At 50.1% G+C, this 11,448-nt stretch carries 11 protein-coding genes; 6 read left to right on the plus strand and 5 right to left on the minus strand.

Going from position 1 to position 11,448, the window contains the following annotated elements:
- Positions 1-612: 612 nt before the first annotated feature.
- From ACR0AM_RS20925 to ACR0AM_RS20945, 5 genes are all read right to left on the minus strand, one after another.
- Positions 613-1,047: a c-type cytochrome gene (locus tag ACR0AM_RS20925; protein WP_480623918.1), complete on the minus strand. Its 435-nt coding sequence runs from the start codon at positions 1,045-1,047 to the stop codon at positions 613-615.
- Between the two features lie 6 nt (positions 1,048-1,053).
- Positions 1,054-1,926 (minus strand): copper resistance D family protein, encoded by an 873-nt coding sequence (locus ACR0AM_RS20930; protein ID WP_480623919.1) that lies wholly within the window; start codon positions 1,924-1,926, stop codon positions 1,054-1,056.
- Between the two features lie 2 nt (positions 1,927-1,928).
- On the minus strand, positions 1,929-2,270 hold the full coding sequence (locus ACR0AM_RS20935) for a copper resistance CopC family protein (protein ID WP_480508457.1): 342 nt from the start codon (positions 2,268-2,270) through the stop codon (positions 1,929-1,931).
- A gap of 10 nt (positions 2,271-2,280) precedes the next feature.
- Positions 2,281-2,712 carry a c-type cytochrome gene (locus ACR0AM_RS20940; RefSeq protein ID WP_480473968.1) on the minus strand — a complete coding sequence of 144 codons (432 nt, stop codon included), beginning with the start codon at positions 2,710-2,712 and terminating at the stop codon, positions 2,281-2,283.
- A 96-nt stretch (positions 2,713-2,808) separates the two neighbouring features.
- Positions 2,809-3,150 carry a hypothetical protein gene (locus ACR0AM_RS20945; protein WP_480623920.1) on the minus strand — a complete coding sequence of 114 codons (342 nt, stop codon included), beginning with the start codon at positions 3,148-3,150 and terminating at the stop codon, positions 2,809-2,811.
- A gap of 1,903 nt (positions 3,151-5,053) precedes the next feature.
- On the opposite strand from ACR0AM_RS20945, the gene ACR0AM_RS20950 reads away from it, so the two are divergent.
- The 6 genes from ACR0AM_RS20950 to ACR0AM_RS20975 all read left to right on the plus strand — a co-directional run bounded on the left by ACR0AM_RS20950 (position 5,054) and on the right by ACR0AM_RS20975 (position 11,346).
- Positions 5,054-6,490 (plus strand): hypothetical protein, encoded by a 1,437-nt coding sequence (locus ACR0AM_RS20950; protein WP_480623921.1) that lies wholly within the window; start codon positions 5,054-5,056, stop codon positions 6,488-6,490.
- Positions 6,487-7,251: an OmpA family protein gene (locus ACR0AM_RS20955; protein WP_480623922.1), complete on the plus strand. Its 765-nt coding sequence runs from the start codon at positions 6,487-6,489 to the stop codon at positions 7,249-7,251. Before ACR0AM_RS20950 ends, ACR0AM_RS20955 begins: the two co-directional genes overlap by 4 nt.
- Entirely contained in the window at positions 7,248-8,141 is an 894-nt protein-coding gene (locus ACR0AM_RS20960; protein WP_480623923.1) for a hypothetical protein, read from the plus strand. Before ACR0AM_RS20955 ends, ACR0AM_RS20960 begins: the two co-directional genes overlap by 4 nt.
- A gap of 99 nt (positions 8,142-8,240) precedes the next feature.
- Positions 8,241-8,861: a thermonuclease family protein gene (locus ACR0AM_RS20965; RefSeq protein ID WP_480623924.1), complete on the plus strand. Its 621-nt coding sequence runs from the start codon at positions 8,241-8,243 to the stop codon at positions 8,859-8,861.
- Positions 8,862-8,981: 120 nt separating this feature from the next.
- Complete coding sequence (locus ACR0AM_RS20970; protein WP_480623925.1) at positions 8,982-9,806, plus strand: HNH endonuclease; 825 nt, start codon at positions 8,982-8,984, stop codon at positions 9,804-9,806.
- Between the two features lie 136 nt (positions 9,807-9,942).
- Positions 9,943-11,346, plus strand: coding sequence for a hypothetical protein (locus ACR0AM_RS20975; RefSeq protein WP_480623926.1), 1,404 nt, complete (start codon positions 9,943-9,945; stop codon positions 11,344-11,346).
- The last annotated feature ends 102 nt before the right edge of the window (positions 11,347-11,448 follow it).

Genomic DNA, 11,448 nt, shown 5'->3' on the forward strand with positions numbered 1-11,448 from the left:
AACGAACTCATGCCCTGGCGCTACGCTGCTATCGCAGCGTAGCAGCGACCACCGGAACCACATCAGAGCGCCTTCGCCGGACGGTCACGGTCATTCCAACGGGTTTGGATGCCAATGTAGGAAGTGAAGTGCTCATGCACCTTTGTGCGGAGTTCGCCGTGGTTCGTGCCCGATGCTTCTATGTGCCTTGCTATTGTGTCACCGCACACTGCAAGACGCCGTGCCAGAGTACCAGTCTCATTAGGGCATCTAGTACGCAATGAAACACGAAGGTTCTACACGGGGTGTTTAGTCTGGTGCGGTGTTTTGGTGCCGCGTCGGGTAGGGGCCAACGAAAGTAGTAGATGCCGTGTCGGGACAGTGAGAGATACGCATGCAGCTTCATTTTGCGTCACACCTGTGTGTCACGCCGCTCTAATGCTTGCTAACTGGTTGTATTGTTAGGTTTTGGCGGAGCCTGGGGGAAACGCTGCCGAACGCCTAATGCCCTGATAGTAAACACTATTGTAGTGTGTTGGTTTGCAGAGTGTCTCACCATTGTGTCACACTTAGAAGCACTCAACCTGCTACGTTGAACTGTGTATACCCAAACCGACACCAGACTACTGTCCTTTACTGATGAGGAAGGTTGCGACTAGCCTGCATTTGCTGAACATCGTCAGGCCAAGTGGAGCGTATGTAAGCCAGCACGTCCCATATGTCGTCGTTAGTCAGGGTGCCCTCAAAGCCCGGCATGCCACTGTTGAAGTCTTTAATACCGCGTGCTGCCAATGCGTCTGCCCCACCTAGTTTGGTATACTCGAACAGTAGCTGGTTATCATGGTGCCATGTGTGCCCTGTCACGTCATGTGGTGGGGCGGGTAATACTCCGTTATCGTCGGGTGTTTGCCAGTCGGGTTGGCCTTCCAGATTAACTCCATGGCATGAGGCACAGTACTCTGCATAGAGTTTCTGCCCATTCGCTAAGTCTCTGTCCAACAACTCATGATCTGCAGCAACGCTAGTACCAATGCCGCATATGGCGAGTGCACACAGGTGTTTGTTCATCTCTACCTACCCATAACTCGGAAGCGTTAGTACTCTCGTGAGTGCCGCCGTCGTCGCCAGAACCGCTAATACGACTATTGCCTCAACCTCGATGGATCGGGCGAGGCGTCGCGCAGCTATTGCCTCTCCGCTTTGCATGGCCGGAACAAATCGGAGCTTGTTGGCAGCGGCGAGGATCATCAATAACGCCACAAGGAACACTTTGAGCATTAACGTTTGCCCGTAACCCGTGAACAAGAGCCCTTGGAGATTGCCGACAAGCAACCAAGCCATCCATAGGCCTGCACCGATTAAGGTCGGTACCACCAATGCAGCAGTTTGCCCAAACCTATGACCAAGTTCAGCGGCATCTGTCAGGTGTTCAGACATGAGAGCCATACCTCGCAGCGGGCTAAAGATGCCCACCCAGAAAGCTACACATAGAAGGTGCAACAGCAGCAAGAGTTGGACACCAAAACTCTCCAGTTCCAGCACATGTCCGATCTGTGCGAAGGACCACATTGCCAATGTGCCACCCAACAGCGCGATCCATAGACCAAAGCGAGGAACAGACAGTCCCACAAGGATCAACACTGCGCCTGCAAGGCGATAAACAAATACGTCACCTACGGAGGTCTGCCAAAGCAAGCCAAGCATCTCTGGATCGACCATGCCGTCAACTCCGCCCGTTAAGGCGGCTCCTCGGAGCATGAAGCCAAATACTGTTGCTGCGAGGGAAAGCCACGCCAAGACCAAGGCTTGGCGCTTCATCGCAAGGCTTACCGGCGCGACTAGTTCGGAATAGAGGCACTTAACGACGACAAGCCCGGTGGACCCAGCAAAGCCGATGTAGAGCACCAGCTTTGCGAGGATTGCGACAACTCCCCAAATGTCTGGCATGCTCATTCCACGGAAAAGGAAAATTCGCCCTGCATCGCATGGCCGTCTTTACCTAAACCACGCCACTCGATGACATAGGTGCCGGTTCCATTGCCCGGCAGTGGGATCGTGAACACCTGACGGAAACTTGTCTGGTCCCCCAAATCTAAGCGTACCGCCGCGTGCTCTTCATGGGCCATCTCAATCCGTGTCAACCGAATGTCCTTGGTGAAGCTGAGGCCGATTTCGGCGGGCACAGAGGTTACAGTAGCCCCGTTGGCAGGTGTCGTTTCTTCGGCCTTGGAATGCGCCAGCACCCCGCTGGGAATAGCAGCCATGATTACGAGCGTTATGATCTTTTTCATGGTCCTGTCCTCAATTTATTCCGTTGGCACGTTGAATTTCACGAATGTACGCGATCACCATGGCAACGTCACCTCGCGTCAATCCCTCGACCGGCGGCATGTCACCAAACTGCCAATGATGGCTTCTTACACCTTGTGAAACCGCCCTCTGAAAGGCTTCGTCAGCGTGGTGGCTGGGCTCGTATATCTTGTGGATCAGAGGCGGTCCTGCGCCTTCTACTCCGACCGCGTTGACGCCGTGGCAAGTAGCGCAGGAGACATCAAAGACACGCTGACCGATTACAGCATTGCCCTCAATTGACGGCATCTGAATTGCGACCATAGCATCGCCTTCAAGTGCCTCCTGCGGCGTAGTCTCTTCGATTGAACCGGGCCGAAGAGTTATGAAAGCGGCGACGGCAGCGACGGTGCATACGCCGACTAGTAAGTAACTTTTTTTCATGGATTGGTCCTGACATTTTGGAAGCTTATAGTGCTGCGGTTCATTGCGAACAGCGGCACGCGCAGGTCGCAGATGTTCGCAAGGATTTACGCTGCTTCAAAGGTCAGGGGGCTTGTATGGGTTATCCGGTTCAATCGGCTTGGCTTGAGTTCCAATCTGAAACTCTGGATCAATTTCACGTTGATCCTGCGCGGCTTCTCCGTTCTGGGCGAGCAAAACAATGGCTTGGCAGATAGAGGGATTACACTCGCCGGTTCCTGAACTGTCCGGGTCATGGTGGCTGTTTGGGGACGACTTTTCGATGCTATTTTTTGCCACGGAAGCGTGTTTCGTTGATTGCATTTGGCTTTCACAGTGAAGGCCGATGCAGCCATCTGATAGCGCATGAACAACGGTGCCAAAACCGATCAGGGTGACCAGAACGCTGACTAGTAGCACAATTGAGTATCGTCGGATGACCATGGTTCAGGACGCTACTGCAGCAGACCAAGCATGACAACGCCATCACGTTTATAATTATGGATTGTGACCAACTTAATTTCGAGCTTTTTAGGCCCGCCTCCTCGTAGCTAGCAACATGAGAAGGTCCTTCGTACTAAACCCCTAACTGCAGTGATGTGGACGACGTTGCAGTTGAGTGTTGACTTGTGTCAAAGCGTAGGTTGCCAAATTGTTGGTAAGATGCTTCGCAAATGGGTCAGAGCAACAGCATAAAAGCAACCCGGAGAACGGTGGCGTTTTTGGCTATACTCATAGCTATGGCCGCATGCACGGACAGGCATCACCACGGTGACTGGCACGGCCATGGTGCAGAGGGATGCTATGGACCTCACCATGACGCTATCGGCGAAGCTCGTTGTGGGGCGTTTGAGTAAGCTACTTTGCAAGGACGCACTCGCAAACAACCAGTCTAGCCAGTTTATGTTTGTTGATCACGAGGCCGCCGTTGATAGTGAACAGCCTCATTTGACTAGTCCAGTTTGATTGTTAGTGCATCGTCGGCCTCTGATCCATTGGAATGATGGTTTCCGGGGCTGGTGGGCGATAGCCCAATGCACTGTCCGATGTGTGGTGCTTGGTCCAGTGTGGGGTTTTGGTCTTGTGTCGGGCAGGGGCCAACGGAAGTAATATATGCCGTGTCTAGACAGTGAGAGGTACGCATGCAGCTTCATTTTGTGTCACACCTGTGTGTCACACCGCTCTAATGCTTGCTATCTAGTTGTTCTGTTAGGTTTTGGTGGAGCCTAGGGGAAACGCCGCCGAACGCCTAATACACTGATAGTAAACACTATTGTAGTGTGTTGGTTAATAGTGTGTCTCACCTTAGTGTCACACTGATTAGTACGCAATCCTCAGCACCCAATTGACTATGACCTAATCGCAGGACCGCTTTACTGTCCTGTTTACATTCGGCACGGTACTCATTGATAGATGTGTTGGTATGGAGCAATGCGCATGAAACGGACTGCGACTGCCTTTGGGTTGATGCTTGCTACAACATCACTAGCAAGTGCGGATGAGGGTAAATACCAAACCCTAATGTTGTCCGGTATCTTATTGGTTCAAACCAATACGGAAACTGGTCAAATGCGAATGTGTCGGGTGGACCCTAAGTTAGTGGTCTCTGCAGAACCAGTGGAGTTGTCTGCACCTGAGTGTGGGCAATGGAGTTCACCGGATAAGGAGGAGCAATAGTAGTGGAGACAATTGTTGCTATTGTGGCAAGCGCCCTTGCACTGGCTTTTGTGGTTTGGCTCTGGATAATCGTGCCTATGAATATGGCGCAGAACCGAAACCGGTCTGGTCTGATCTGGGTGCTCATCTCTATCGTAGGGTCACCGTTGTTAGCAATTCTTCTTTTGTATGCTTTGGGTGATGCACCATCTGCATAAGAGGCCCAGCATTCAAAACATACTGTTCGCTAATGGTGTGTAGTGTGAGAGTTAGGCAGTGGTGATGCCGTCTAGAGAGTAAACTGCATCCAGTTTGCGCAATCCAGATTTTGTTTGGCTGAAATTATTATAACTTTGGCAAGAATTCGAAAGGCGGCAGCCTGACGAATTACTAAGTCCTCATTGGATTTCAAACCTTTAGGTGTCAAAGCAATGTAGATCGGAAAGGCCCCAAGTCGAAGTCAAGGCAGGGGTCCTGATCACTACGCTTTGTTCATAGCAGTGAGGGTGTCGTAGTGCTCGTGGATGGTTCAAATTCTGACATTCGCAAGAGTTGATCTCGCTCAAGGTTTGCAACTCAAGGCCACCATAGAAAGTGGCTGATCTTTTGGGTGCCCCGGACGGACAGTTTCTCGTCCGATAAAAAAATAGGAAGTTTGGGAATAGAAATGGATGAAATTTTTCGCATCTACTCTTCGATAGTTGGAGATGAGATTGCCTACTTGTTTTCCGCAGCAATTGTTGTTTGGCTCGGAGCGGCGATACTTGTTTTGTTTGTGCCTGGCCTGAACAAGAGCCGGTTCGGTGGCAGTCTTGTTGCTATTACACCAAACAGCTTAGCTACGTTAGGTGTTTTGGGAACATTCACGGGTATTCTCATCGGTCTCCTCGATTTTGACGTGCAGAGTATCGATGAAAGCGTTCCTAGCCTATTGGCTGGTCTCAAGATTGCGTTCACAACGAGTATTGTTGGCATTGCTGCGTCGATCTTGTTCAGGTTAGTCCGAACAGTTGCACCTTCAAAAGCGGAAACCGCTGACGCAACACCGGAAGACATATTCTCAGTTCTGCAAGAAATCCGAGACGACGGCCGTAAGAGTGCCGATGCCTCACGAGAGCAGATGCAACAACTTCGTAGTGCCATTTCCTCAGATGGTGACAGCAGCCTCTTGACGCAGGTCCAAAAGCTGAGAACCACGCTTCATGATGGACAGACTGAGCTCATCAAAGAGTTCCGTGAGTTTTCCGAGCACATGGTTGAAAATAACCAAAAAGCCATTGTCCAGGCGCTCGAAGAGGTAATTCGGGATTTCAATCAAAACCTTACTGAGCAGTTTGGTGAGAACTTTAAGGAACTCAACTCTGCGGTTGCTTCCATGGTTGAGTGGCAAAACAAGTATCGGGAACACGTGGACAATCTTCAAGATCGTCTGGAGGCGGCAGTAAAGTCGATCGAAGCTACTCAACTAGCACTGTCCAAAGTAGAGCAGCATTCAGCCAGTATCCCGCAAGCAATTGAAAAACTAGAGCCTGCGCTAACGGGCATAAATACGCAATCAGAAGTTTTGCAAGTGAACTTAGATGCAGTTTCTCAGCTTAGAGATAAAGCCATCGAAGCGTTCCCGATAATTGAGGCAAATCTGGAAAAGATAACCTCGGATCTTGGTGCCAGCGTCAGTGATGCTGTCGGGAAGTCTCAGGCTGCGCTTGCAGAAAGCCAGAGTAGCTTTGATAAAATTTCAAGTGGGTATGGCACCCTCCTCACGAGTGCGGAGGAGGCGCAAGGGGCAATCTCCAAGGGTGTCAGTGACGCAATGACCCAAATGAACGAAAGGGCATCGCAAGAGTTCAATCGACATGGGGAACTTATTGAGGCTGCTGCGGGGGAGGCCCAAAAGGCCATTCAAGAGGCATGGACGTCCAGCTCCGAGAAGATCAATCAACAGTTCGCGGATTTTGATCAACAGATGCAGCAAGAACTGCAGAGGTCGTTGGAGTTACTCGGCAGTAATCTCGCTTCGCTGTCCGAGAAGTTCGTTTCTGACTATTCGCCATTGACTGAGCAACTTCGCACGCTGGTCAACTCAAGTAGAGTTAACGCATGAACGAATTTTTCGGGACGTCTAAAAAAGACGATGAAGGCGACTGGCTTTCTGTGTCAGACTTGATGGCAGGTCTGATGGTGATTTTCCTTTTCATTGCCGTTGTTTTCATTCGGCCGCTTCAAGAGCAAAACAACGAACTAGAGTTGCAAAAAGAGCAACTAGAGGAGCAAAAAAGGCAACTTGAGAAACAAAAACAGAGTATCGCTCAGATTGCGTTAACATGGCAGGAAACTGAAACCAAAATTTTTGATAAACTTGTCGAAGAATTTGAGACCGACTTACCGCTATGGAATGCCGAGATTGAGAAAGAAACACTTCTCATTCGGTTCAACGCACCGGAAGTTTTGTTCTCCGAAGGCCAATCAAATATCCGAGCGAAGTTTAGAGAGATCCTTTCCGACTTTTTCCCACGCTATGTTGAGGTTCTCTCAGAGTTTAGGCCAGCGATCGAAGAGATTAGGATTGAGGGTCACACATCGTCTGAGTGGAATAGTGCGTCGCCTGAACAAGCCTACTACAACAACATGGCTCTGTCGCAAGCACGAACCAGAGAAGTTCTTAGCTTTGCTCTAACGCTACCAAACGTGGCCGAGGAACGAGATTGGTTGCAGTCTTTGCTAACAGCCAATGGTCTTTCTTCAAGTCGACTAGTGCTGGACGAATTCGGCTCGGAAGATCCAAGTCTTTCACGCCGCGTCGAATTTAGGGTCCGAACTAAGGCTCGCTCACAAATTGTTAAAATACTCGAGGAAGTGCAATGAAGCTCGACTTGGACTTCACAGAGTTAGTTCGCCTTCGCTCCGCAATGGGAGCGGGCCATTCTTCTTGGACGCCCAAAACTGGCCCGCTCGATCCCCGAGAAGAGATCAGAATTCAACTCCAGTCTGGGATTGAAATCACGCTTGATGACGTGACAAGTGGTCCTGGTGGTTTGCTTTCTTATAAAGGCGAGCAGGTCATCCTTTACATTAAGGACACTCGAGCCGAACGCTATACACTAGAACATGAGCCTGAGAAATCGCGCCGTTTTCATGTTGCAGAATGTGAAACGCTGGACACCATGCGGCAAGCAGGGCGTTTCGAGCGATATGTGGTAACTAATCGAATGGATGGGCTTTTTCTTGTGGATTGGCTCGAGAAAGATACTGGTGAACGCGGCGAGACGGAGGCAGCCCTCAAAGTTTGTAAGAACTGCTTAAAAGCCATCAATTGGCGTGGGTATGAACAACCGCACAACAGGCTCGAGCTGGAGATTGGTGGATCCCAAACCAAGACTGAAATTTGGAGAGAGTTTCAGATTAGCCAGTTCCTTCTAGAATTTTCGACTTTCTTTCACGACAAGCCTTCGCGAAGGGATACGACTGCTGAACCCAATGTTTATGTCAACGACTGGGCGGCGATCTCTAAGAGAACTAGGCGTGGGAAAAATTGGACTTGTGAGGCGTGCGGTGTGAACCTCAGGTCGGCGCCCCATCTACTGCACTGCCATCACAAGAATGGCGTCGTAACCGATAACACTTTGGAAAATCTCGAAGTTCTATGTGCAATCGATCATGCGAAACAGCCAGGCCACGGGCACATGAAAGTTCCGACAAGGGATAAGAACAAAATAGTAGGACTACGTCTCGAGCAAAGTCTCCAAGCTGGCTGAACAAGGAGCTAGGTCACCCCACTCTTAATCGTAAAAGGCGATGCAACCGACGATTGCGTTGCATGCACTTTGAAATATATCGTTAGAAGGTTCGATACTATGGAAGTTTTGTTACTGCTAATTGTCGTTGTGGTGGCTGTACTACTCATTGCGCGTAGCAAACGACAGCCTGACAAAAGTACTAAGCCTACACGACAGGACACTTCGGACTTGAAGCCGAGGTTGGGTACGTCGCCTTCCCAGAACACAAGTCGGCCATCACGTTTCGATGCAGGCAGTGTAGTACCGAAGCCCACCGCCGCAGTATTGGAGGGCGCTGCCTACGTTGTGGACGGCGACACTATAAAGCTACAGAAAAAGCAAGTGCGCTTGTTTGGCGTTGATGCGCCGGAGATTGACCACCCTTACGGCAAGAAGGCCAAGTGGGCTTTGGTATCCCTATGTAAGGGGCAGAAAGTCAGAGCAGAGGTCACTGCTGAGGATGACCACGGTCGTACCGTGGCAAAGTGCTATCTGGAAGATGGCCGCGACTTGTCTGCAGAAATGGTCAAGCTCGGAATGGCGATAGATTGGCCAAAGTTCTCAGATGGTAAGTACCGCGCTCTTGAGCAGCCTGATGCAAGAAAGAAATTGTGGCTAGCTGACGCGCGGCAGAAGGGGCATATGAAGCTTTGGGAGCAATTCGAAGCCAGACAAGCGTCCCGCAAAGTAGCAAAATAGGCTGTAACAAAGAAGATAGATTGGCACTCATGAGTTGTCGAACGGCAGGAGCTTCAATCCTCATAATTTTTCTAGCGATTGTTGTGTCCACAGAATGGCTGACTAGAAGGAGCGGTACCAATGGAGTTTATTGAAGGCGTTGAGTACTCCCGGCGCGAAGACATTCACGCCGTATTCGGGGGGCAAATGCAGGGTGGGATATCTACCCCTAAGGATCATCCCTACGTCTTCATCTTCACCGGGAAAAGTGGTGAACAACATGGCTATTTGGACGGTTGGCGAGACGAAGGAGTGTTCTTGTACACTGGAGAAGGACAAACTGGAGACATGGAGTTTCTGCGTGGTAACGCTGCCATCAGAGATCATGACAAACTAGGAAAAGAACTTCTTTTATTTGAAGCCCTCGGTAAATCCAAACCAGTTCGGTTCTTGGGGCGATTTGCGTGTCAGTCTTGGGATATCCTGAGCGGACTGGATACAAATGAAAAGTTGCGTGATTGCATCCAGTTTCATCTCATAAAACTCGATAGCGATGTTGAGCCGTTTCCGGAATTAGCAAGCGCGCCATCAGAAACTAGCGCAATAGAGCGGTTGCGAGAAAAAGCTATTGCAGCAGCCGTGCCCACCCAGACAAAACAGTGGAAAAACGCTCGTTCAGCCTACAGATCAAGAAGTAAGGCTGTTCGCGACTATATTCTCGCACGAGCCGGAGGCCTTTGTGAACTTACTGGTAAGCCGGCGCCGTTCCGCACTAAGTCAGGGGAACCGTACCTCGAAGTTCATCACACACGCCGACTGTCAGATGATGGACCGGACGATCCACGTTACGTCGCCGCGATTTGTCCAAATATACACCGAGAAATTCACTATGGGCAAAAAGGCAATGAATTGAACCAACAGCTTGTAGAGAAGCTTAAAACTATCGAGCCGCATGACCCCAATTGACGGCATAGACTACTTGTTTTCCGGCATTTTGCTGTTTGTTGAGTTGGCATTTATTTTTGGTCATTGATGATTTGTGCCACCGGCGCTAGCAACACAGCTTTCCCATAGTCTTCTCATCTGAAGAGGAATAACTTGTTTGGAATACAACGACGTGCCTAGCAGGCCAATAAATCTTTGGCGTGCACCTAAAGATAAGTTCGCACCTGCTATTTTTGACAGGTTAGACCATATTCAAGCAGAAATTGAGCAATGGGAAAATCGGCGTAAAAGGGATGCGGCAAGCGGCGCTAGGTTCCGCAGTTGTTTGAGGGCCATATGCTTAGATTTGTTCGATGCCTATGTTGCAGATGCGGACATGCAAGTGGGCGTTGCAAAGGACAACAATGCTCTTAACCGGAAGAACCCTGGCCAGCCGGATTTCGTATCACCGCGCCCTTTCCTCGACGCGTACAAGGGTCTAGTCGCAGCAGGATATGTGGATGAGCTAAGTGTTGGTAATGAAGCGAGTGGTCGGCGAACGAGGGTTAGAGGCACAAAGCAGCTTGTAGAGAAACTGGGTATGGTTGGGCTTAGACCCGAGCATCTTATCGACACATCGGACCCAATCATCCTACGAATTAAGAGCAACGGAACAAAGAAACGTTTCGCCTTTTCTGATACAGATCAGATAGTCCGATGGCGCGATAATGTAGATAAAATCAACAATCATCTCGAAGGCTATAGGCTCACTCTGGACCTGACGCAAAAACAAACCAACGGCATGGAGATGGACCGGCTAAGTGACGCCGTGCAGGAGGCTAAGGTCGAACGTGAACACGTTCGATATCAGCGCATAAACACAACACGTACCCGGCTGTGCCGCATCTTCAACAGCCCACAGTGGGACGAAGGTGGTAGGTTCTATGGCGGATGGTGGCAGAGCGTGCCAAGGCTTTGGCGTCAACACATCAAGATAAACGGTAAGCTAACGTGTGAGTACGATTTCTCTTCAATTCATTTGCGGCTTCTATACAAATCCATTGGGGCCGAGATACCAAAGGATACCGATCCCTACAGCAAGCCGTTCGGAGACCGCCATCGCAAGGTTGTAAAGCGAGCATTCAATGTCCTGCTAAACGCAAGCCGCAGACCTGCACCCCACACCGTACCAGAATTTAACGAGGAAGAGTTGGGCATGCCCTGGAATTGCTTCCTCAATGGCATCCTGAAGCATCATGGCGTCTTAGAAGAGTATTTTATGACGGGGGCAGGCGTCTATTTGCAACGCGTTGACGCAGACATTGCTGAAGCGATCATGCTTAGATTTGTTGAAATGCGGCAACCGTGCCTGCCAATCCATGACAGCTTTATAACATACAAGACACTTGAGGACGAACTTCCCGAAATAATGGAGAGAGTTGCAGTCGACCTAGGTGCCGGAGAAATCCCTGCCCAGAAGGCTTATTCTGGCACTTATACTGGGCCAACTGGACTGGTTACGGCAGACGTTGGAGAGGTGCTTGCTGAGATTGTTGAAGAGCAATCACAATATTCTACCTAAATCGGCGTGTATGTCCGCCATCAGCACCCATGGAACAGACTAGGTTGATTGCGTAGCGGAGGATTTCAGGCTCATCGTAACCATCAGAGAGTGGAGATGAGA

It is taken from the genome of Ruegeria sp. AD9 (assembly GCF_056542305.1).